The sequence below is a fragment of the Pseudomonas sp. BN102 genome (assembly GCF_029871245.1).
GTDB lineage: Bacteria > Pseudomonadota > Gammaproteobacteria > Pseudomonadales > Pseudomonadaceae > Metapseudomonas.
On record NZ_SSON01000075.1, the window covers coordinates 332953 to 354913 of the forward strand.

22 protein-coding genes are annotated in these 21961 nt (G+C 66.1%); 5 read left to right on the forward strand and 17 right to left on the reverse strand.

The window, feature by feature from the left end; all coding sequences use genetic code 11:
- Window positions 1-106: 106 nt before the first annotated feature.
- Window positions 107-979 carry an AraC family transcriptional regulator gene (locus E8F12_RS22795; RefSeq protein WP_280327433.1) on the reverse strand — a complete coding sequence of 291 codons (873 nt, stop codon included), beginning with the start codon at window positions 977-979 and terminating at the stop codon, window positions 107-109.
- A 149-nt stretch (window positions 980-1128) separates the two neighbouring features.
- On the opposite strand from E8F12_RS22795, the gene E8F12_RS22800 reads away from it, so the two are divergent.
- Together E8F12_RS22800 and E8F12_RS22805 are read left to right on the forward strand one after the other, a co-directional pair.
- Window positions 1129-2034 (forward strand): DMT family transporter, encoded by a 906-nt coding sequence (locus E8F12_RS22800; RefSeq protein ID WP_280327434.1) that lies wholly within the window; start codon window positions 1129-1131, stop codon window positions 2032-2034.
- Window positions 2031-2351 (forward strand): cupin domain-containing protein, encoded by a 321-nt coding sequence (locus E8F12_RS22805; RefSeq protein WP_280327435.1) that lies wholly within the window; start codon window positions 2031-2033, stop codon window positions 2349-2351. The genes E8F12_RS22800 and E8F12_RS22805 overlap by 4 nt, the downstream gene beginning before the upstream one ends.
- Here the strand turns inward: E8F12_RS22805 and E8F12_RS22810 are convergent.
- The 3 genes from E8F12_RS22810 to E8F12_RS22820 are packed head-to-tail and all read right to left on the reverse strand — an operon-like array spanning window position 2348 to window position 3577.
- The gene (locus E8F12_RS22810; RefSeq protein WP_280327436.1) at window positions 2348-2584 is read right to left on the reverse strand and encodes a hypothetical protein; all 237 of its coding nucleotides are present in this window, start codon (window positions 2582-2584) and stop codon (window positions 2348-2350) included. The two genes, E8F12_RS22805 and E8F12_RS22810, sit on opposite strands and share 4 nt — an antisense overlap.
- Window positions 2585-2644: 60 nt before the next feature.
- Entirely contained in the window at window positions 2645-3181 is a 537-nt protein-coding gene (locus tag E8F12_RS22815; RefSeq protein WP_280327437.1) for a GNAT family N-acetyltransferase, read from the reverse strand.
- 21 nt (window positions 3182-3202) lie between these two features.
- Complete coding sequence (locus E8F12_RS22820; RefSeq protein ID WP_280327438.1) at window positions 3203-3577, reverse strand: hypothetical protein; 375 nt, start codon at window positions 3575-3577, stop codon at window positions 3203-3205.
- A gap of 190 nt (window positions 3578-3767) precedes the next feature.
- Between E8F12_RS22820 and E8F12_RS22825 the strand changes: the two genes are divergently transcribed.
- From E8F12_RS22825 to E8F12_RS22835, 3 genes are read left to right on the forward strand one after another with little or no spacing between them, the layout of a single operon-like run.
- Window positions 3768-4025: a hypothetical protein gene (locus E8F12_RS22825; protein WP_280291105.1), complete on the forward strand. Its 258-nt coding sequence runs from the start codon at window positions 3768-3770 to the stop codon at window positions 4023-4025.
- Between the two features lie 48 nt (window positions 4026-4073).
- A complete protein-coding gene (locus E8F12_RS22830) occupies window positions 4074-4919 on the forward strand; it encodes a DUF692 domain-containing protein (RefSeq protein WP_280327439.1) in 846 nt (281 codons plus the stop codon).
- Window positions 4910-5674, forward strand: coding sequence for a DNA-binding domain-containing protein (locus tag E8F12_RS22835; protein ID WP_280327440.1), 765 nt, complete (start codon window positions 4910-4912; stop codon window positions 5672-5674). The genes E8F12_RS22830 and E8F12_RS22835 overlap by 10 nt, the downstream gene beginning before the upstream one ends.
- 39 nt (window positions 5675-5713) lie before the next feature.
- On the opposite strand, the gene E8F12_RS22840 is transcribed toward E8F12_RS22835, so the two are convergent.
- From E8F12_RS22840 to alg8, 13 genes are all read right to left on the reverse strand, one after another.
- Window positions 5714-6544 (reverse strand): SDR family oxidoreductase, encoded by an 831-nt coding sequence (locus E8F12_RS22840; protein ID WP_280327441.1) that lies wholly within the window; start codon window positions 6542-6544, stop codon window positions 5714-5716.
- Window positions 6545-6614: 70 nt separating this feature from the next.
- Window positions 6615-7079 (reverse strand): multidrug transporter, encoded by a 465-nt coding sequence (locus E8F12_RS22845; protein WP_280327443.1) that lies wholly within the window; start codon window positions 7077-7079, stop codon window positions 6615-6617.
- A 131-nt stretch (window positions 7080-7210) separates the two neighbouring features.
- On the reverse strand, window positions 7211-8653 hold the full coding sequence (locus E8F12_RS22850; RefSeq protein ID WP_280327444.1) for a mannose-1-phosphate guanylyltransferase/mannose-6-phosphate isomerase: 1443 nt from the start codon (window positions 8651-8653) through the stop codon (window positions 7211-7213).
- Between the two features lie 136 nt (window positions 8654-8789).
- A complete protein-coding gene (locus tag E8F12_RS22855) occupies window positions 8790-9434 on the reverse strand; it encodes an alginate O-acetyltransferase AlgF (protein ID WP_280327445.1) in 645 nt (214 codons plus the stop codon).
- A gap of 72 nt (window positions 9435-9506) precedes the next feature.
- A complete protein-coding gene (locus E8F12_RS22860; protein ID WP_280327446.1) occupies window positions 9507-10655 on the reverse strand; it encodes an alginate O-acetyltransferase in 1149 nt (382 codons plus the stop codon).
- 12 nt (window positions 10656-10667) lie between these two features.
- Window positions 10668-12161, reverse strand: a complete 1494-nt coding sequence (locus E8F12_RS22865) for an MBOAT family protein (RefSeq protein WP_280327447.1) — start codon at window positions 12159-12161, stop codon at window positions 10668-10670.
- Between the two features lie 104 nt (window positions 12162-12265).
- The gene (locus tag E8F12_RS22870) at window positions 12266-13363 is read right to left on the reverse strand and encodes a mannuronate-specific alginate lyase (RefSeq protein ID WP_280327448.1); all 1098 of its coding nucleotides are present in this window, start codon (window positions 13361-13363) and stop codon (window positions 12266-12268) included.
- 14 nt (window positions 13364-13377) lie between these two features.
- Window positions 13378-14811 carry an alginate biosynthesis protein AlgX gene (locus tag E8F12_RS22875; protein WP_280327450.1) on the reverse strand — a complete coding sequence of 478 codons (1434 nt, stop codon included), beginning with the start codon at window positions 14809-14811 and terminating at the stop codon, window positions 13378-13380.
- A gap of 11 nt (window positions 14812-14822) precedes the next feature.
- A complete protein-coding gene (gene algG / locus E8F12_RS22880; RefSeq protein ID WP_280327451.1) occupies window positions 14823-16382 on the reverse strand; it encodes a mannuronan 5-epimerase AlgG in 1560 nt (519 codons plus the stop codon).
- A gap of 29 nt (window positions 16383-16411) precedes the next feature.
- Window positions 16412-17857 (reverse strand): alginate export family protein, encoded by a 1446-nt coding sequence (locus tag E8F12_RS22885; protein ID WP_280327452.1) that lies wholly within the window; start codon window positions 17855-17857, stop codon window positions 16412-16414.
- Between the two features lie 15 nt (window positions 17858-17872).
- On the reverse strand, window positions 17873-19246 hold the full coding sequence (gene algK, locus E8F12_RS22890) for an alginate biosynthesis TPR repeat lipoprotein AlgK (protein WP_280327453.1): 1374 nt from the start codon (window positions 19244-19246) through the stop codon (window positions 17873-17875).
- A gap of 13 nt (window positions 19247-19259) precedes the next feature.
- A complete protein-coding gene (locus E8F12_RS22895; protein ID WP_280327454.1) occupies window positions 19260-20420 on the reverse strand; it encodes an alginate biosynthesis protein Alg44 in 1161 nt (386 codons plus the stop codon).
- A 29-nt stretch (window positions 20421-20449) separates the two neighbouring features.
- Entirely contained in the window at window positions 20450-21931 is a 1482-nt protein-coding gene (gene alg8 / locus E8F12_RS22900) for a mannuronan synthase (protein WP_280327455.1), read from the reverse strand.
- Window positions 21932-21961: the final 30 nt, after the last annotated feature.

The window sequence follows — 21961 nt, forward strand, 5'->3', positions numbered from 1 at the left end:
CAGTCAAGTGTTGCAACAGGCCGGAATTCTTGTAGGAGCCAGCAAGCTGGCTCCTACGGGAGTTCTAGGCTCGTCGATCGATACCTGGCAACACAGAACCTTCTGATCAGCGAAACGCCGCCCTGTAGGTGCCTGGCGTGCCACCCACGGCAGCGCGGAAGCGGTTGCTGAAGTGGCTGGCGCTGGCGAAGCCGCAGGCCAGGGCGATCTCCCCCAGCGGCAGTTCGGTGTCGCCCAGCAGCTTGCGAGCCCGCGCCAGGCGGCGCGCCAGCAGGTACTGATGTGGCGGCATGCCGAAGCTCTCGCGGAACATCCGCGCGAAGTGGTACTCCGATAGCGCCGCGAAGGTGGCCAGCTCACCCAGGCTGATGGGCTCTGCCAGGCGGTTCTCGATGTAATCCACCAGGCGCCTGCGCAAGGCCGGTGCCAAACCACCCTTCAGGCGTAGTCCCTCACGCAGCCCAACCTGGGTCAGCAGGCTGTGGTGGATCATGTCGAAGGCCAGGCTGGTGGCCTGCAGGCGCTCGCCGGGTTCGTTCCAGTCCAGGCGGATCAGCTGGTGGAAGTTCTGCGCCTGCTGCGGATCATCGAGGAAGGTCCGCTCATGCAACTGCAACTCGCGGGGCTCGCGGTCCAGCAGGGTCACCGCGGCCTGGGCGAAGTGCTCGGCGCTGAAGTAGAGGTGGGCCAGGCGAATCTCACCGTTGATCACCCAGGACGACTCATGCTCGGCCGGCAGGACGCAGAGTTTGTCCGGCGCGCCCTTGGTATCCGGGCGCTCGCGGCGGAAGGTGCCGGTGCCGCCCGCCAGGTAGCAGGACAGGGTATGGATTTTCGGTCCCTGGTAGTCCCGCGCATCGTGGTGGTTGCTCCAGAGCGCCGCGCCCAGGCCGTCGCCCAGCTCGGCACTGTGCTCCAGGCGAGCGTTGGGCGAGCTGCTGAGGGACTGGAAGACCAGGTTCTGTTCGAGTAACGACATGGGCGTTGCCGGGTCGGGGTGTGAATGGGGTCCATGCTAGCGCGCGCCGGCGCAGGCGGGCAGCTGTCCGACGAGATAAGCGCAAGTTTGTGCAAGCGCTCGGGCAGGGGCGGGCGGAGACTGGCGTCATCGAAATCGGAGTCGCCGCAATGAACCTGTCCCTCTATCTGCTCACCGTCCTGATCTGGGGCACCACCTGGATCGCCATCAAACTGCAGATGGGCAGCGTTGCGATTCCCGCTTCCATCGCCTATCGGTTCGCCCTGGCCGCTGCCGTGCTCTTCGCCGTGCTGCTGCTCAGCCGCCGCCTGCAGAAGCTCGACGGCCGCGCCCAGATGCTCTGCCTGGCCCAGGGCCTGTGCCTGTTCTGCGTCAACTTCATGTGCTTCTACACCGCCAGCCAGTGGATCCCCAGCGGCCTGATCGCCGTGGTCTTCTCCACCGCGACCCTGTGGAACGCCCTGAATGCGCGGATTTTTTTCGGCCAGCGCATCGCGCCCAACGTCCTCGCCGGTGGCGGCCTCGGCCTGCTGGGCCTGGCGCTGCTGTTCTGGCCAGAGCTCGCGGGCCATGCCGCCAGCCGCGAGACCCTGGTCGGCCTGGGCCTGGCCCTGGTGGGCACCCTCTGCTTCTCGGCCGGCAACATGCTCTCCAGCCTGCAGCAGAAGGCCGGCCTGAAACCACTCACCACCAACGCCTGGGGCATGCTCTATGGCGCCCTGTTGCTATCGGCCTGGTGCCTGGCCAGCGGCACGCCTTTCGGCATGGAGTGGAATACCCGCTACATCGGTTCCCTGCTGTACCTGGCCATCCCCGGCTCGGTGATCGGCTTCACCGCCTACCTGACCCTGGTAGGACGCATGGGCCCCGAACGCGCCGCCTACTGCACCGTGCTCTTCCCGGTGGTCGCGCTGAACATCTCGGCCTTTGTCGAGGGCTACCAGTGGACACTGCCGGCCTTGTTCGGCCTGGCCCTGGTGATGGCCGGCAACGTCCTGGTGTTCCGCAAACCCAAGTCTGCCGTTCCGGTCGCTGCAGCGGCGGGCCGCGCATGAGCGCCGGCCGCGTGGTGCGCAGCCGCGACTTCACCGCAGACCGGGCTTGGGGCGCGCTGGACATCGCCAACCTCGACGGCACCACGGTACGCCTGCACTGGACCGACCAGCCCTATGTCTGGCACGTCAACGACGGCCGCGAAGTCTTCGTGGTGCTGGATGGCGAAGTGGAGATGCGTTACCGCGAACAGGGTGAGGAGTTGCGGGCGCTCCTCGGCGCCGGCGACCTCTTCTACGCCGAGGTCGGCTGCGAGCACGTTGCCCATCCGCGCGGGGCGGCGCGCATCCTGGTGGTGGAGCGGCAGGGAAGCGTCTAGGCGCTGTCCTCGGTCTTCCTCGCCCCATGGATATTCATCGCCGCCAGGCAGACCTGCAGCAGGATCAGCGCATAGGCATGGGCGTGCAAACCCCAGGCGATCCACAGAGCGTTGCTGGCCAGGAAGACCCAGAAGCCGAGGTTGCGCCGCGCTTCATGATGCGAGCCGATCAGCCAGGCCGCCAGTACCGTCGCCAGCATCGCCGGCCATTGCAGCAGGTCCGGATAGTCCATCGGTAACGCCTCCGTAGCCTTCTGCATAGTGGCCGGCGGTGGAGCGGCGGTACCGCCGGATCAGGCGGGCAAGGGGTGACTCAGGTAGAGGGCGACCTCCTCGGAGGCCACTTCGGAGGGGTCGTAGAGCATGGTGTTGAGGCCGCAGAAGGCGAAGCCGGCGCGCTGGTAGAAGCCGATGGCGGGGTGGTTGCTGGTCTGGGTCTCCAGCCAGAGGCAGCGCATTTCCTGGCTGCGGGCGTAGGCCATGGCGCCTTCCAGCAGGGCGCGGCCGATGCCCTGGCCCTTGTGCGGCGGCGTGACGAACAGCGCGCTCAGTTCGGCACTGCGATTCCAGGGCACCAGGCGCACGCAGGCGAAGCCGGCCAGGCTGCCGTCGCGGGCCTCGGCCGCCAGGGCGAAGTTGGAATCGGCCACGTCCTCGGGGAAGACGGAGGCATCGTAGGACTTGTGGAAGGGCTCAGGCAGCGCTTCCTCGACCAGGCGCAGGGCCAGGCCATCGGCCTCGACACGCCAGATATGGGAAGTGCTGTAGGAGGCGTCGAAAGTGGCGAGCCGTTCGCTATCGGCCGGCAGGCGCAGGGGGCGGTAGTTCATGGTGGACATCCTTGTTGGCGGTCAGCGGAATTTCGCGAACATCCGTTCCGACAGCAGCAGCGCGGCCAGTACCGGGTAGCACAGGTAGTGGACCAGGAAGAGCAGTACACCCATCGGGCTGGGCGTGTCCTGCAGCGTCATCATCAGCAGCAGTCCAAGGTATAGCAGCCCAAGCAGGCCACCGTAGCCGAGCACGATGCGCCAGCGCTCGCCCGGCTGCGGCGCGCGGCGCTGGATCACGCGGAAGGCGAGGGCGAGCAGGGCGGCTGTGGCCGTGGCGATCAGCAGGGTGGCGAAGATCCCGCCGACCTTCACGAAGCTGCGCAGCAGGAGATTCAGGACAACGGCCAGGGCCACGCCGCCGACGGCGTAGCGCAAGGGAAGCGACATGGTCATTTCTCGTGGCTGAGGTGGAGAAACTGTAGCCCGGATGCACGCCGGGAGTGGTGACCCGCGCAGTTTCCCGGATTTCACCCGGGCTACGGAAAAATTCTGCGTCCGGCTGTAACGCCAACAGGCGAGCGTTCTCTACCTCTATGTCCGGCCTGCCAGACCGGCTCACAACCACCTCCGAGGACGCACGAAAATGACCATCAAAACCTCCGCCACCATGACCGGCTTTGCCCTGGCACTGACCGCCGCCAGCCTGTTCGCCAGCCTGCCCACCCAGGTCATGGCCGAAGAGGGCATGGTGCACTGTTACGGCATCAACGCCTGCAAGGGCCAGAACGACTGCAAGACCGCCAATAACGCCTGCAAGGGGCAGGGCGCCTGCAAGGGCCAGGGCTTCAAGAGCACCACGCTGGCCGAGTGCAAGTCCTCTGGCGGCAAGGTCGGCGCCTGATGGGGCTGGGGGTGGCCCTCGGGCCACCCCGGTCCAGGGAGACCTGTCATGCATGAGCAATCCGCCAGCCTGGGTTTCGGCCTGGGGCTGAGAAGCCAGTACCACCAGGAGGTCCTCGATCAGCTGCCTGCGGTGGACTGGTTCGAGGTGATCTCCGAGAACTACCTGGTGGGCGGCGGCAAGCCGCTCTACTACCTGGACGCCATCGCCGAACGCTACCCGCTGGTGATGCACGGCGTGTCCCTGTCCATCGGCGGTCCGCACCCCCTGGATCGCGATTATCTGCGCCAGCTCAGGAGCCTGGCCGAACGCATCGGCCCGCGCTGGGTTTCCGACCACCTCTGCTGGAGCCGCGGCAACGCCCACCAATTGCACGACCTGCTGCCGCTGCCCTTCACCGAGGAATGCCTGGCCCATGTGGCCGAACGGGTGCGGCAGGTGCAGGATGCCCTCGGCCGCCCGCTGGTGCTAGAGAACGTGTCCAGCTATCTGCGCTGCGCCGATAGCGAGATGAGCGAATGGGAGTTCCTCGCCGCCCTGGTGGAGCGCAGCGGCTGTGAGCTGCTGCTGGATGTGAACAACGTCTATGTCAACGCGCGCAACCAGGGTTTCGACCCTTGGGCGTTCATTCGCGCACTGCCGGCCGGGGCCATCCGCCAGCTGCACCTGGCCGGCCACAGCGACTACGGCCACTACCTGATCGACACTCACGACGCGCCGGTGTCGGACCCGGTCTGGCAGCTCTACCAGCGCACCCTGGAGCACCTGGGACCGGTCGCCACATTGCTGGAGCGCGACGACCATCTGCCGCCCCTGGATGAGTTGCTGGCCGAGCTGGACAAGGCGCGGGAGCTGGCTGCCGCCACCCTGGCGAAGGAGGCCGCATGGGCCTGAAAGAGTTCCAGCAGCGCTTCGAAACCTACCTCCTGGACGACAGCGGCGCCCCGGCTGCAGAGTTACTCGACGTCATCCGTGGCGGCCCTGCGCTGGGGGCGCTGGAGGGCCTGCGGATCTACCATCACGCCTACCGGGCGCGGCTGGTGGAGGCGCTGCGCGGAGACTATCCGACCGTTCACCACTGGCTGGGCGACGATGAGTTCGAGGCCCTGGCCCATGCCTACCTGTGCGCCCATCCTTCCGCTCATTTCAGCCTGCGCTGGCTTGGCGCGCACCTGGCCGATTTCATCGAGTCCTGGCTGGTGCCCGAACAGGCCGCACCCCTGGCCGAGCTGGCGCGGCTGGAGTGGGCCTTCACCCTGGCCTTCGACGCCGCCGACGGCGAATCGCTGACTCTGGAGCGGATGGCGCGATTGTCGGCCGGGGAGTGGCCGGAGCTGCGCCTGGCGCTGTTGCCCAGCGTGCAGCAGGTGCCGTGCCGGCATAACAGCCTGGCGCTGTGGCGTGCGGTTAAGGAGGGGCGTGAGTTCCCCGGCAGCCGACTGCTGGAGCGGCCCGAACTCTGCCTGGTCTGGCGCCAGGCTCTGGTCGGGCACTACCGCAGCCTGGCCGAGGAAGAGGGCAGGGCGCTGCTGGGCATGGTGGAGCAGGGATGGAGTTTTGCCCGGCTCTGCGAGGCGCTGGGCGAGCCGATGCAGGCGGCGCAGTGGTTGAAACTGTGGATAAGTGAGGGGCTGGTGGGGCGGGGCTGATGGTTATCGCTGTGCTCGCGGAACGCCGCCCGACCCATCCTACAGCTCCACGCCGAGGCCGAAGCGTTTCTTCAGCACCCTGTCCAGCAGGCTTCTCGGCACCCAGCGTGCCAGCAGTGGCAGTGCCCGGCTGCCATTGCCGATGCGCACCAGTGCCTGGCGGGGCTTGCGTTGCACGGCGACCAGCAAGGAGCGCGCGAACGCTTCGGCCGAGGTGGGGTTGTCCTGGGAAGCACGGGCGCGGGCGCGGATGCCTTCGCGCAGGGGCCACCAAGGCGAGCCTTCGGCGATCACGGCCTCGGCTTCGCGGCTGGCGTTCGCGCCGAAGCTGGAGGCGATGGCGCCGGGTTGCACTTCCATCAACTCGATGCCGAAGGGCGCGAGTTCCAGGCGCAGGGCATCGCTCAGGGCGTGCACGGCGGCCTTGGAGGCGCAGTAGGCGCCGGCGAAGGGGGTGACCAGCACGCCGGACACGCTGCCGATGTTCACCACCAGGCCACGGCGCTTGCGCAGCAGTGGGAAGCAGGCGCGGGTCAGGTCCACCAGGGCGAAAACGTTGGTCTCGAACTGCCGGCGCAGCGCCTCTGCGCCACCGTCCAGCAGCGGGCCCATGGCGCCGAAGCCGGCGTTGTTCACCAGCACGTCGAGGCCGCCGGCTTCGGCTTCCAGGCGATCGGCCAGCGCGGCGACGGCGGCCTGGTCATTGACGTCCAGGGCGACTGCGGTGAAGCCGGCGGCTTGCAGTTCGGCCAGGTCCTCAGGCTTGCGGGCGCTGGCCCAGACGCTGTAGCCGGCGGCCTTGAAGGCATCGGCGAGGGCGCGGCCGATGCCGCTGGAGCAGCCGGTGATCAGGGCGGTGGCAGTGGTCATGGCATATCCTTGTGCAGCGAGTGTTGGGCTTCGCTTCGCTCAGCCACAACCTACGGTCGGTCGGGGGGCTTCAGTCGACGAATTTGCCACGCAAACCGGCGGCGCGAAACTCCAGGGATTGCGGGCGATAACCCTGGCGAATGGGCGGCAGGGAAAGGCAATCCTGCCATTGGGCGCCGGGCTGGATTTCGGCGGGTCCCAGGTAACGCGGGTGATCGTAGCTGGCCTGGGCCAGGTTGATGGTGTCGCCGGGGCGGAAGGCCTGCACTTGCCAGGCGAAGTCGCGCAGGGTGGCGTCGCCACCATTGCGTATCTGGATGGCCAGCGGGCGGTCGGCGGGGCAGCTTTGCGGGCTGTAGCTGAGCTGGATTGTCAGGCGGGCGAAGCGGCGTTCTTCGCTTTGCTCTTCCCAGAGCACCCAGAGGGCGATCAGGACTACGCCGAGCACGGCCGAGAGGGACAGCGACAGGGCCTTGGCCGGGTAACGCACCAGCAGGACCAGCCAGGTCAGGAAGAGGATGGCGCCGATAAGCATTGGGAAACCTCCTTGAGGCTTCCCATGCTAGCAGAGCGTTCAGGGCCGCTGAGGGCAGTGCAGGAGCGAGCTTGCTCGCGAAGGGTTGCCCCGTTCGCCAGCAAGCTGGCTCCTACAGCCGAGGACCAGCTTTAGCGGGCGATGCTGTGCACGGTCGCGCTCTGCGGGGCGCGGCCGTAGACGTCATCCAGACGCTCGATGTCGTCTTCGCCGAGGTAGCTGCCGGACTGCACTTCGATGATCTCCAGCGGGATCTTGCCGGGGTTGGCCAGGCGGTGCACGGAGGCGATCGGGATGTAGGTGGACTGGTTCTCGGTGAGCAGGAACACCTTGTCGTCGCAGGTCACCTGGGCGGTGCCGGAGACCACGATCCAGTGCTCGGCACGATGGTGGTGCATCTGCAGCGAGAGCTGCGCGCCGGGCTTGACGGTGATGTGCTTGACCTGGAAGCGGCCGCCCATGTCCACGGAGTCGTAGGAGCCCCATGGACGGTACACGGCGCAGTGGTTCTGGGTTTCGCTGCGGCCGTCGGCGTCCAGCGTGTTGACCAGTTTCTTCACGTCCTGCACGCGGTCCTTGTGGGCGATCATCATGGCGTCCTTGGTCTCGACCACCACTATGTCGTCCAGGCCGATCACCGACACCAGTTTGCCGTTGCCGTGCACCAGGCAGTTGTGGCTGTCCTGCACCACCACGTCGCCCTTGGTGACGTTGCCGTTCTTGTCCTTGTCGTGCACTTCCCAGATCGAGCTCCAGCTGCCCACGTCGTTCCAGCCGGCGGACAGCGGCACCACGCAGGCGCGCTCGGTCTTCTCCATCACCGCGTAGTCGATGGAATTGTCCGGGCAGCAGGCGAAGGTGGCCGAGTCGATGCTCACCGCGATGCCGTCGCGCTTGCTGCGCTCCAGGGCCAGCAGGCAGGTGTCGTAGATATCCACGTCGTGCTGCTTGAGCTCTTCCAGGAAGCGGCTGGCGCGGAACAGGAACATGCCGCTGTTCCAGAAATAGTCGCCGGATTCGACGTACTGGCGGGCGAGGGCCTCGTTCGGCTTTTCGACGAACTGGGCGACGCGGCTGATGCCGTCCGGCAGGACGGCGTCGCTCTTGCTGCGGATGTAGCCGTAGCCGGTTTCCGGGCGCTCGGCGGGAACGCCGAAGAGCACCATCTCGCCTTTCTCGGCGGCGCTGGCGGCCAGCGCCAGGGCCTGCTCGAAGGCGTTCTGGTCTTTCAATACGTGGTCGGCCGGCAGCACCAGCATCAGCTCGTCACGGCCTTCGGCCACCAGTTGCATGGCGGCGATGGCCACCGCCGGCGCGGTGTTGCGGCCAAAGGGCTCCAGCAGCATGGCCTGGGCCTGCAGGCCGATGGCGTCGAGCTGCTCCTGGACGATGAAGCGGTGATCCTGGTTGGCCACCAGCACTGCCGGCTGCATGCCCTCGAAGTTCAGGCGCTGCAGGGTCTGCTGGAACAGGGTCTGGTCGCCGGTGAGGGCGAGGAACTGCTTGGGATACTGCTTACGCGAAAGAGGCCAGAGGCGAGAGCCGCTACCGCCAGAGAGGATCACGGGAATCATGGTGTTTCTCCTAGAACTGTCATGGGTTTGGGGCGCTGCTTCCATCGATCACATTTCTTTCTTATTCCCGCCCTCTGCGTGGCAGGTGGGGCCGGCGCGGTTCAGCCCGCGCCGGCTAGTGTTTCGTTACCGCTGCTCAGGATTCGGTCGGGCGCTTGACCCAGACCGGAGAGAGCTTGCCGCCGCTGCCGGTGATGTAGAGGCAGACCACTTCGCCGCGCTGCAGGGAGACCGGCTTCAGGTCGCTGACCTTGCGCTCGCCGTCGAACAGGGCGAGGCCGACTTTCACCGGGTTGATCTCGCGCTCGCCGCGGCCTTGCGGGGCCACTTCCTCGACGACCGGGGTCTTGCCGTCGGCGGTCTTCAGGGTGAGCTTGGCGTCCGAGAGGTTCTGCACCCGCAGCAGGGCCTTCTGCTTGTTCTTGAAGGCCGGTTCTTCCACCAGTTGCGGGTCCTTGCCGGCCTGGTTGACCAGGGTGTAGTAGCGGTCCGCTTCCAGCTTCACCGAAAGGTTGCCGCTGCCGACCTGGGCGCTGTAGTTGCCGGCCGGGAGGAACTTGAAGTCGCTGGAGCCCTGCGGCGGCACGTCGGTCAGCGCGGTGTTGCCGACATTGACGCTGAGTTCGCTGCTGCCGGCGTTATAGGCGCGGACGAAGGCGGAGCCCTTGGGCGCCTTCGGGCCGTACAGGCCACCTTCATCGGCATTGGCCTGGAGCGCGCCGAGGCCGAGCACCAGGGCGCACGCATACGACTTCCAGCGGCGGTTGTTCTGTCGGGTCATGAGGTGTACCTCCATCTTCTCTCTTGAACGGGCCGTATCCGGCCCTGTTTTCCCCTTTGCGAGGGGGATTCTTCAGTTGCCCGAGCGCGAGGCCAGGCGTTCGTCACCGGCCGCGCCCTTGCGCAGGCTGGCGACCCATTCGGGGTCGAAGTCGGACAGGTCGCTCTGCATCGGCAGGTAGCGTTCGGGGAATTCCCAGATCACCAGTTGCGGCGCGGCGTCCTTCAGTTCGTCGCTCTGCAGGTACTTGAGCATCGGCAGGATCGGGCCCTGGCCATCCTCGGCGTGGTTCACCAGGTCGCGCTGCAGCGCCTGGCGCAGGGCACCGGCGAAGTTCCACTTGTCGTTGGCGCTGTAGCTGGTGCCCACCAGCACCACCGGCACTTCGTTCTCGGCGAACAGGGCGTCGTCACCGGCGGCGGCATCCGCCTGGCTGCGGGTGGCGCGTTTCTGCAGCTGGTCCGGGGCCGGCATCAGGTTCTCGAACAGCGGGTCCAGGGGCAGGAAGCGGGTCAGGTCGCCCTTGTAGTCCTCATTGCCCTGGGCTTCGGTGACGTACTGCTGGGGAGTGCCGCGCAGGTCGATGGTCTTGCCTACGACCTGGCCCAGGCGACCGGCCACCACTTCGGCGCCCAGCGGGCTCCAGTGGGTGTCGGTGCGCAGGAAGACCTGGCCCTGGTTCTTCGCCTCCTCGAGGGTGGCGAGCAGGTCCGGGGCGATGATCCCGGCCTTGCGCGCGACGCCGCGGAAGCGCTGGTAGAGGTCCTGGCGCAGGGCGGTGGGCGTGGCTTCGCCGACATGCTCCGGGTAGAGCCGCGACTTGGACGGCACTATCGCCAGCACCAGTTCCACGTTGCGCCGCGCCAGTTCGTCACGCACGCCCCCGATCAGCGCAAGGTTGTCGCGCACGTGGCGGGCGCCGTCGGCCACCGGGTCGAACTCCTCGTCCGAGTAGAGCCAGCCGTCCTGGCCGATGACCACGCCCTGGCGGCCTTCGCCGAACAGCTTGAAGTCCAGCAGGGCCCAGAGATTGGTACCCAGTTGCTTGACCGGGAATTCCTTGTCGTAGTTCTTCTCGAAGGCCAGGGCCAGCTTGCCGTCCAGCACGCTGGTTTCCTTGGCCACGGAGAAGCCGAACACCGCGCGCATGGACCACAGGCTGAGCGCAAGCAGCAGACCGCAGAAGAGCAGGATGTAGAGCAGGTTCAGGGTTCTGTTCACGGTCGGCTCCACTCAGAACTGGAAGTACAGGAAGGGCGAGAAACTCTGCGCCGAGAGCTTCAGCACCGAGGCAGCGAACAGCAGGAGCACGGCGGCGTGGAAGGCGAGGGCGCCAAGCTTCACGCGGCTGCCGGTGAGCGCGGCGCTGCCGTCGGCGTTGATGGCGATGCCATCGTCTTCTTCCTTCGCCTTGGCTTTGGGCGCGCCGGCCAGCGGCTGGGCGTAGAACTGGCGGATGCCGAAGATGGCCAGCACCACGTAGGCCAGCAGCAGGGTGGCGATCTGCAGGCTGGTGAGCTGGGCGCGGTTGAGTTCGGAGAGCTGCCAGTCACCGAAGCTGAACATGGCGGCATACATGCGCCAGGCCACATCCAGGTTCTCGGCGCGGAAGATCACCCAGCCGATCACCACCAGCAGGAAGGTGAAGGCCCAGCGCAGTGGCTGGATCGCGCGCGGCGCGGCGTTCACGCCGAGGGCGCGCTCGATGGCCAGCCAGGCGCCGTGCCAGGCACCCCAGATGATGTAGGTGAAGTTGGCACCGTGCCACAGCCCGCCCAACAGCATGGTGAGGAACAGGTTGCGGTAGGTCTGGAAGGTGGTGCCGCGGTTGCCGCCGAGGCTGATGTAGAGGTAGTCGCGCAGCCAGGTGGAGAGGCTGATGTGCCAGCGCCGCCAGAACTCGGTAATGGACTGGCTGATATAGGGCTGGTTGAAGTTCTCCATGAAGCGGAAGCCCATCATCAGGCCGAGGCCGATGGCCATGTCGCTGTAGCCGGAGAAGTCGAAGTACAGCTGCGCGGTGTAGGCCAGGGCGCCGAGCCAGGCATCGCCCGTGGTCGGGTCGGAGAGGGCGAAGCAGTGATCGGCGATGGGCGCGATGCTGTCGGCGATGAAGACCTTCTTGATGAAACCCTGCATGAACCGGGTGCAGCCTTCGGCGAACTTGTCCACCGTGTGGGTGCGGTGGTTGAACTGGTCGACCAGGTCCTTGAAGCGCAACACCGGGCCGGCGATCAGGTGCGGGAAGATCGCCACGAAAGCGGCGAAGTCCACCAGGTTGCGGGTGGCCGGGGTATCGCCGCGGTAGACGTCGATGATGTAGCTGATGGACTCGAAGACGTAGAAGGAAATCCCGATCGGCAGCAGGATGTGCGTGAGCACGAAAGGCTCCATGCCGAACGAGGAGACGATGGCGTTGAGGCTGTCGACGCCGAAGTTGGCGTACTTGAAGTAGCCGAGGACGCAGAGGTCCACCGCCACGCCGAGGAGCAGCCATTTCTGCGCGGTCTTCGTGCGCACCCCGGCCGCGCCTATGCGCAGCCCGATCCAGTAGTTGAACACCGTGACCACGGCGAACAACGCCAGGAAGTCGATGCGCCACCAGGCGTAGAAGATGTAGCTGGCGACCAGCAGCAGCAGGTTTCGATAGCGTGTCCCGACCAGGTAGTACAAGCCGAGGAAAATCGGCAAGAACAGGAACAGGAACACGTTTGAAGAAAAGACCATCCGAGTCTCTCCATTGAACGTTTGATTTCAGGCCCGCCACGTTGGGGCGGGGGCGTTTTTTTCCCCTCTCCCGCAAGCGGGAGAGGGGCTGTCCGAGTGCGGCGTTAGCTTCCCCCTTCCTTCTTCGGGTGGAACACCTGGGTTACGTCCCCGCCGAGGCGGAAGGTCTTGTAGGGACCCATTTCGTCCTTCCACTCGACGGTCTTGGCGGAGCAGGAGTAGAGCGAGCACCAGGGCTCCAGCCAGGAGAACTTGGAGTGCTTCTTCAGCTCGCTCATGTCCTGGTCCTTGCCGGTCCTCTTGTCGAAGGCCTTCTGGTCATCCACGCCGGCGATCACCTTCTCGCCGAGGCGACGCAGGGCGCCGTCGTTCGCCTCGCGCAGGTCCACGCCATTGGCCTGGGCGAAGCTGGCGATCATCGCTAGCGGCGGCAGGCTGTAGTTGTGGTAGGCGAGGGCGCGCTGGTTGCGCTTGAGTTCGTTGGGCAGGAAGCCGTCCCGGTCCACCTGGCCGGCGGCCACGCGGAACTGCGCCACCGACCAGTCGAAGAGATCCTGGCGGTTGGTCGCCACGGCGGTGGCCATCACCGACCAGGCGGCCCAGTAGGAGTGGTTGTTGATCTTCTTCAGCGGCAGGTCGCTCCAGTCATGCACCACCTGGTCGGCCAGGCGCGAGAACCAGGATTCGATCACCTGGGTCTGGGCGCGGTAGGGGGCCAGCGGTTGCGACTCGGAGAACTTCAGGCGCAGGTAGGCCGAGGCCATGCTGCCCAGAGCCCATTTGCGCATGGACATGCCGGTGTGGTTGTACTGGGTACTGAGCAGGGCGTTGGCCTGGGCCCAGTTGCCCAGCCATTGCAGGGTGCATTCGAGCTGGGTGCGCTGGCCTTCGCGCATGTACTCCATGACCATCTTGCTGATGCCGCGCTCCATCTCGGTGATGTCGGCGGTCTTCTCGCGGAAGGCCTTTTCCGCCTTCGGATTGAGCGTGGCGCGGGCCTTGTCGGAGCCTTCGTACTTGCTGCGGAATTCCAGCTTGGCGGTGTAGGGCGCTGGTGGTGCCTTGCAGCTGCCGCCGGACTTGGCGTCGACATCCACCGGGGCATAGTAGCCCCGGGGGGGAACCAGGTTTGCGGCGTGGCTCTGCCCGGCGAGCAGGATGCCCGCGAGCAGGGGAGCGATCAGCCAGGGTCTGGTGTTCATGGATACCTCCTTCCTCACTCGGCCTTCGCCGTGAGGTTTGCCCCGCCCTTGCCGGGACGTGCGCAGAGGCTCACCTCGACGCTGAGGTCCTGGGGCATCTGTTCGGGGCTGTGGATTTCCAGGGCAAGCATGTTCAGGTCGGCCCAATCCGGATCGTTACGCAGTTCGAAGGCGTAGCGGCCACCGGTGTCGATGCGGTCGCTCTGTTCCAGCTTGAAGTTCTCGCGGCGGCCGTTGAGGTACCAGATGGTGGTCTTGAGCTCGTGGATCGATGGATCGCTGAGGCGCAGGTCCACCTGGTAGTCGCGGCCGCGCAGGTCGCGCAGCGGCGCGCCCTTGCCGTTGACCAGCACCTCGTTGGCGCCGGGCTTGAGCTTGACCTTGTTCTTCAATAGCGCCGGGCGGCCTTCGCAACCGTTGTTCACCATCGGCAACGCCTGGCGATAGAAGCTCGCCTGGCCCATGTCGTAGTGGGTGGCGAATTCCCAGATCAGCACCTTGGGCGGGTTCTCGTGGAATTCCTTGCTGCTCATGTACTGCATCAGGGCGCTCTCGAAGCCGCCGCCGCTGACCGCCATGTTGAGCACTTCGGCGCCGCTGTGCTGTTGCAGGAAACCGGCGAAGTTGTAGGCCGGACCGCTGTTACTGGTGCCCACCAGGGTCACCTTCGGGTTGGACTCGTCGCCGAACAGGCTGTCGCCGCCGCCACCACCGCCTGCTGCCTCGGTCTCGAAGCGGTCGACGTACTGGGTGGCGTAGCCGCCGGTGCCACAGAGCTGGGCGGCGGTCTTGTGCAGAGTGCCGGCCTTGGGCAGCAGGCCCACCACCTTGCTCTCGTACTCCACCTTCGGAATGGCGTCGAAGCCGGGGATCTGCTTCAGGGTCTCGGCCACCAGCTTGGCGGTGCGATCGGCGCCGGCCGGGGTCCAGTGGTGGTCGGCCTTGAAGTAGTAGTCGGTGCCTACGCCCTTCTCGTCGAATAGCGGCGAGAGGTCGGTGACCCAGATGCCGGCCTTGCGGAACTGGGCAACAGCGGCCAGGTAGTTCTTCTTCGCCAGGTCGTAGTTGAAGTGGGCCTTCTCTTCCGGGGTGAGCTTCTCTCGGTTGATCAGGCCACGGGTCGGCTGGTAGACCACCATCAGCTCGACGCCCTTGGCCTTCAGCGCATCGTGCAGGCGGCGGAATTCGCTCCAGCCATAGGGCGTGGTGCCGAAGTCGGTGCGCAGGTCGTACTGGGTCCGGAACAGCCAGTCGCCCTGGCCCTGTACCAAGGTGGTGAAAAAACTCAGGTACTTGGTGTTGTAGCTGGCCGGGTTCTGAGCGACCGCGCAGAGCGGTGCGGTGCGCTGCACGCTGTATTGCGGAGCGGCCTGGGCGCCGCTGGCACACGCCAGCAGGGCGGCGGCCAGAGCGGAGGGGGTGAACCATTTGCGGGAAAGTCTTTGCATGATCTCGTACCTCAATCCTGGAGTTCGGCCTGGCTTTCGACGGGGTCGATCAGCACCGCTTGCTTGCGGCGCACCATCAGGTCGAGGATTTCGTCCTGCTTTTCGCCCAGGATGCCGGCGAAGCTGATGCCGGTGGATTTGCTCGGGGCGAGCAGTTCCACTCGGTACAGCTCGACCGACAGCGGCGAGTCGATGGACAGGGGGCTGGAACCGTTGCCGGCGAGCTTGCCGCCGACCAGGATCATCGAGACCTTGGTGTCGAAGGGGTCGAGCGCGATGTTCCGGTCGGTGTCGGAAAGATCCTTGATGTGGCCAAGCACGCCGGTCAGGCCGTTGGCCGCGGAGAGGTTCTCGTACAGGCGAATGTTCACGCTGTTGCGCACACGGATGCCGTGGCGCTGGTTGTTGAGGACCTTGTTGCCCCAGAGCAGGTTGTTCGAGCTCTCGTAGATCGTGATGCCGTCGGCATGGTTCTGGTAGACCTCGTTCCAGGCCACCAGGTTGTTGATCGAGTTACGGTCGATGACGATGCCCGAGAGCTTGTTGTCGTAGCTCTTGTTGTGGACGATCCAGCTGTCATCCACCTCACGGGAAATGATGATGCCGTGCTTCTTCTTCGTACCGAAGACGGTGTTGTTGGCGATGATCAGGCCGCGAGAACGGTCGTGCGGGTCGATGCCGTAGACGATGTTGTCGCGGTAGGTATTGCCCTTGATCACCACGTTCTCCGCCTCGAAGCAGTAGAAGCCGTACCAGTGGTCGACGAACTCCGAATCCAGCAGCCAGCCGGTGGGGGCCTTGCGCTTCAGGCGCTTGGCCTGGCCCGGGGTGTACTGGGTGATGGAGACGCCGTAGGACTTGGAGTTGTCGTAGCCGAGGCTGGTGACGGTACTGCCGACTATGTAGAGCTCGCTGCCGCCCCAGGACACCAGGAAGGGACGGAATTCGTCGGGCTTGCGGAACGAGGCCGGGGCCTTGTCCTGCTCGCGCCAGGCGGTGAGCCTGGTGCCGGTGATGAACAGCTTGCCGTCGTTGACCAGGAAGGCGCCGCGCTCCTGGGAGAGGCGAAAGTCCTTGGTGGCCTTGCCGATCTCCAGGCTCGCATCGTGGCCCACCACCAGCGGCAGGCGGGCCAGGTAGACGCCCGGCTCGGTCTCGCTGAACTGGCTGTCGGGCAGGGCCTTGGCCAAGTCTTCCGGGGTCACGTAGCCGCCCTCGATGAAGATCGCCTGGGGCATGGCCTGCTGGCGCTTGACCCATTCGCGCAGGCGCTCGTCGCCGCCGATGAAGTCCTTCAGCGCATCCTGCTGGAGCATGCGCTTGACCACCACGCGGCCGCGGGTCTTGCGATCGATCTTCGCTTCCACCGCCTGGGCGGTGTAGCCGGACATGTCCGGCAGCTTGGGCGTTTCCAGGTGCAGCTGTTCCGCCGGCGCGGTGGATACCGTGTAGTTCTTGGTTTCCTTGAGCTCCTGGGTCGGCTCGGCGCCCTGGACCCAGGGCGCGGCGAACTGCAGGGCGCCAAGCATGACGCCGCTTGCCAGCAATGTGGTTCCCATGCTGCGTTTCATGGCTGTTCCTCCCATGCGCCGGACGTCCATCAGAAGCGCCAGATGAAGTCGACGAAGGCGCGATGCATCAGCGAGTCGGTGCCACTGGCATAGGCATCGCCCGGCTTGAACACGCCGCCACGCAGGCGCACCAGGGCCGAACGCTCGTCCAGGTGCTCGGCCATGGAGGCCGGCAGCAGGCCTTGCTTGAAGTAGCGGGTGACCACCAGGTCGACTTCCTGGCCGATGTCCTTCTCGCCGTCTTCCAGCGGCGCGATGATCCCGCTCTGGCCCACGTCCTGGTTGTCGTCGACGCGCCAGAAACGGTGGTAGACCAGGCTCGCGTCGTAGTCCTCGCCCATCTGCCAGGAGGTGAAGGCGCTGGCCACCTGGAGGTTGCTCAGCTCACCGCGGAAGGCCTCGCCGAAGCGGTGCATGCGTGCCTCGGTGCCGGTGAAGTTGGAGCGGTTGCTCTCAAGGCCGGTCTGGCGGAACTGTTCGGAGCTGTCGTCATCGCCGCCGCCACTGCCACGGGCGTAGGCGCCGCCGACCTTCCACTGCTCGTCGATGGTCCAGCGCAGGCCGAGGTCCAGGGCCCAGGCGTCGACATCGACGTTGCGCGAGCCGCTGGCGATGCTCTGGTTGCCCAGGGTGGTCTGTTCCAGCTCGTCCACGTCGCCGGTCAGCCAGGTGGCCTGGGCCCAGTAGTTGAGCGGCAGGGTGGAGCGGCGGTCGAAGAAGCCGCCGTCGGCTTCCAGGCCCAGCCAGGTGAGGTCGCCGGTGGTGCGCTTGGACAGTTCGTCGACTTCCTCGCCCACGTCCGGCAGGTCGCCGCTGTCACGGCTGTGGTGGAGCTTGGCGCCGACCCAGTGACCGGGTCGCCACTGGGTGGAGATGTCGCCGAAGAAGTGCTGGCGGTCCTCGTCTTCCGGCGCCAGCTCGTCGATATCGGTGCGGTAGTCGCTGAAGCGCTCGGCGACGCCAGCGTGGGCGCGCAGCAGGGTGGTGTCGAAGGTCCAGCGCAGGGACTCGATATTGGTGTCCCACCAGGTGCCTTCCTCGCTGCGCACGCGCTGGCGACCGAAGCGCAGGTGCTCGCCGGGATAGGCGGTGAGGCCGCCGTAGTCGACCCAGAATTCACGCAGGGCCAGGTAGCTCTTGTCCGGCTCGCGGCCGTCGTTGCGCTGGCTGGAGTCGGACTCGATATCGCCGGACTCCAGGGTGTCGGTCTCGACGATGTCGGTGGCGGTGACCGCCTGGCCCATGGCGAAGGCGCTCCATTCGCCGCGCTCGCCATAGGCCCAGGGGCGCAGGTCGAGACCGATGCCCTCGACGTCGCCACCGTCGCGGGTGCCGAGGTCGCGGTCGTCTTCGGACTGGGCGGTGATCTTCACGTCCAGGCCGAAGTTCTTGCCATCGTTCTGAGCAGCGTGGGCGATGCTCGCGGAGAGCAGGGTCAGGCCCAGGCCGGCGCTGATCCAGGGTTTCAATTTCATGGTCGGTAGTTGTCCTTATTGGGTCTGGATGGCTTGCATCTGGGCCGCGCCCTGCACCGTCGCACCGCGCACCTCGCGCTCTTCGCGCAGGAGCTGTTCGGCGCGGGCGCGGTCGGCCGGCGACAGTTGCTGCTCCACCAGCCGCGCCAGCTCGAGGGCCTGCGGCGTGTTCTTGGGCAGTGCCAGCTGGCTGAATACGTAGGCGTTGACCGGGTTGGGCCTTACGCCCTTGCCCTGGGAATACATCTGGCCGAGGGCGAAGTCGGCGTTGATCTGGCCGCTGCGCGCGGCGGCGAGCAGGTGGGTCAGGGCCTTGTCCGGATCGATGTCGCCCAGGTAGCCACGCAGGTAGATCTGGCCCAGCAGGTAGTTGGCGCTGGGCTCGGTGGGGGCGGCCTTCTGCAGGTGCTGCTCGGCCTTCTTCGGGTCCAGCGGCACCAGCTTGCCTTCGTAGTGGAGGCGGCCGAGCAGCAGTTCGGCGCGGGGCAGGGAGGCGGCGCGGCCCTTTTCCAGGTAGCCCAGCATCTGCTCGGTATCGCCGAGCGCCGGGTATTCGTAGAGCAGCTTGGCCAGGCTGACCCAGGCGGCGGGATAGGTCGGGGCCACTGCTTCCAGCAGCTCCTGGGCCTTGCCTTCATCGGGCTTGCCGAGGTCGGCGTCGGCCAACACTTGGGCCACCGACTCCACCCGCAGGGCGGGGATGCGTCCGGCGTGGTAACCGGCCATCAGGCCATCCAGCAACTTCTGCTGGGCATCGCTGTTGCCCTGCTTCTGGTAGACGGTGGCCAGTTCGACATAGCAGACGTCGGCCAGGGCCAGGTTGCGGGTGCAGATCTGCTCGATCTCGGCCAGGTGCTGATCGTAGGTGCCCTGGGTGCGATAGAAGACAATCTGTGCCAGCTCGGCCTGGGTATGGCCTTCGGCGCGCCATTGGGCGATGCGCGCCGGGACGTTCACCGATGGGAAATCCTGCGGGTACTGCAGGTAGAGCATCACCAGCGGCAGCAGGCTGCTTTCCTCGCCGGCCTGGAAGGATTCTTCCAGCAGCTGCGCGGTCTCGCGGCGTTCGGCCTGGCTCAGCTCGGCCTTGCGTGCCAGCAGCTTGCCCAGGCGCGCCTTGGCGCGGGGCGACTGGTCCATGGCCTGGCGGTAGGTCTGCTCGGCCTTTTGCAACTGCGCGGGGTCACCGCTGGCCACCTGCATGTCGGCCAGGCCGACCGCGGCGTCGGCGTAGCCGAGTTCCGCAAGCTGGCGGAAGTTCTGCTCGGCGGTGGCGCTGTCGCCGCGTTTCAGCGCCTCGGAAGCGAGGCGCTCGTCGGGCAGGCCGGCGCAGCCGGCCAGGGTCACGGCCGCGGCCAGCAGCAGAATGGGGGAGGCGTGATGGGCCATGGTCGAGCCCTCCTTAGAAGCCTGCGGCCAGCGCGCGGTTGATCAGCCAGTCGAAGGACGGGCCGCGTTCGACGCTGACTTCCACCGGCTGGCCGGCGAGGGTGCTGGGCAGCGGCTCGTCGGGCTGGATGGTGGCGCGGATGTCGGCGGACATGCTGCCGTCGTGCAGGTTGCTGCTGACGATCTTGCCGTGGCGCACCACGTCTTCGCCGGCCACCTGGAAGCTCACGCGAGCGCCGGGTCTGGCCTGGGCGATGTTGCGGAAGGGGAAGCGCGCCTGCACGGTGGCCTGGGTGTCCTGGGGCACCAGTTCGAAGATCACGTCGCCCTTGCTGGCGAATTGGCCGTCGGCCACCAGCTGGCGGGAAATCTTGCAGTTGCAGGGGCTGGTGAGGGTGCCCTTCATCTGCTTGCCGAAGAGGTCCTCGACGTTGCCCGGCGAGAGCTGGCTGTCGGTCAGGTGGCCCTTGAGCATCTCCAGCATGGTGGCGGAGAAGGAGGCGATGGGCGCGCCCTTCTCAACCGCGACATCGGGGCCTACCAGGCTCTGTACGGTGCCTTCGCGAGGCATGGTGACCTGCAGGGCGGGCACCGCGACCATCGCCGAGTCGGCGTGGGTGACGAAATAGAGGCCGTAGAGGGACTTGGCGATGTAACCGAAGGCGCCGAGGCCGACCACGAAGATGCCGAGGCTGAGGGAGACCGCCTTGAGGCGCCCGAGCGCGCTCATGCCACCACCCGCGCCATTCTTGCGGGCCTTGGTGAAGTTTTCGCGCTGCAGGGTGTTGAGCAGGTCGCCGGCACTGACCAGCTCGCCCGAGAGGTGCGCGCTGATCAGGTAGCGCAGAGTAGCGATGTCGCGCGGCTGCAGGTTGTGGAACACGCAGCCGATGCGCTCGTGGCGGGCGTCCACGGCGCGCACCTGGAACTCGATGTCCAGGCCCAGGCTCAGGCCGTCGATCTGGAACATCAGGCGGCCCCTGTGGTGGTCACCGATCGCGGCACCGGAGCGCCCACCGGTGTAGGCGAAGCCGCCGGCGGAGACGTCCAGCAGCGACGCCTCGAAGCGTTCGCCACGGGCGATGTAGCGGATCTTGCCGGGGATCTTCACCCGCGCATGCTGGCGCTGGGCTTCGGATTCATGGACCACATTGAGATTGACGGCTGTATTCATGGCTTCGATTCCTGTCAGGTTCCTTGTGCTCACACGATCGCCAGCAGCGTGGCGATGAATACGCTGGTTGCGGAAAAGGTCATGGCGCGTGAGGACCAGGTGTTGAACCAGCGCGAGAAGCTCGCGAGGTCACGGTTGAGCTTGGTGTTCTGGCGGGTCCAGGACTGCTGGTCCAGTCGGAAGAAGACGTAGATCTTCACCAGGGCCCCGACGATCTGGTTGTAATAGAGGATCAACGGATAGGCCGGCCCGATCCGGTGGCCGGAAATGCTCAGGAGCAAGGTCAGGACCAGACGGGTGAGGCCGATCCACAACAGGTACACCAGCAGGTAGGCGATGCTGTACTTCAGGCTGGCGATGATGGCCACGGCCAGGCCCAGCAGGCAGGTCCACATGGACAGGCGCTGGTCGTTGAGCACGATGGTGGTGAACCAGCCGAGGCGGCTCGGGCCCAGCGCGAGGGCGCGGCTGTTCTGTCGCAGGTTGTTGCCGTACCAGCGGAACATCAGCTTGCGGCTGGCCTTGATGAAGCTCTTCTCCGGCGGGTGCTCGACCGTGTTGATCGCGGCGTCCGGCACGTAGAAGGTGTCGAAGCCCAGGCGCATCAGGCTGTACCAGCTGGACTTGTCGTCGCCGGTGAGGAACTGGAAGCGGCCGAGGCGCCAGTGGTTCAGGTGGTCGCTTTCGACGTCGGCGATGAAGTGCGGGTCGGTCACTACCCGGGCACGGAACACCGACATGCGCCCAGTCATGGTCAGCACGCGCTTGGAGAGTGCCATGGAGCACATGTTGAGGTGGCGCTGGGCGAAACGCAGCTTGTGCCACTCGCTCATGATGTAGCTGCCACGCACCTCGCAGAACTCGTTGGTGGTCAGGCCGCCGACGTTGGGGAACAGCTTGAACCAGGGCACGGTCTTCTTCACCACGCCTTCGGCCAGCACCGTGTCGCCGTCGATCACCGCCACTACCGCGTCAGGCGCCGGCAGGTGCCGGGAAATGGCGCGGAAACCGTAGGCCAGGCCGTCGCGCTTGCCGGTACCGGGAATGCGCACGAAGTCCAGCTTGACCCGCGCCGGCGGCGCCAGTTTGGTCCAGAGGTTCTTCACCAGTAGCTCATCGGACAGCTCGACGATGGAGCAGACGACGGTGGTGGGGTAGCCGCAGTCGATGGCTTCCTGGATCACCGAGCGGTAGACCATGGCGGTGGTCAGCGCCTCGATACGGAAGCTGGTCACCATCAGGTATACGTGGGACGGGTCCGCCGCGCTGCCGAGCTTGGCCAGACGCCGCTTGTACCAGGGGTAGACGACGTACAGGAACAGCGTGCCGCGCACGAAGTGCAGGGCGCCCATGGAATAGCGCCAGATGCCCACCACGCCGATCAGCAGCAGGAAGTGCTTGGAATCCGGGTCGAACACGGACTTGGGCAATGCCAGTGCCAGCAGCATCAGCGCGAGGAGGTAGAACAGCCAGCCCGAGGCTTCGAGCAGGCCATGCTTGATTTTGTCCATAGGGGGAATCGTCCTGGTCGTGTTGGGCGT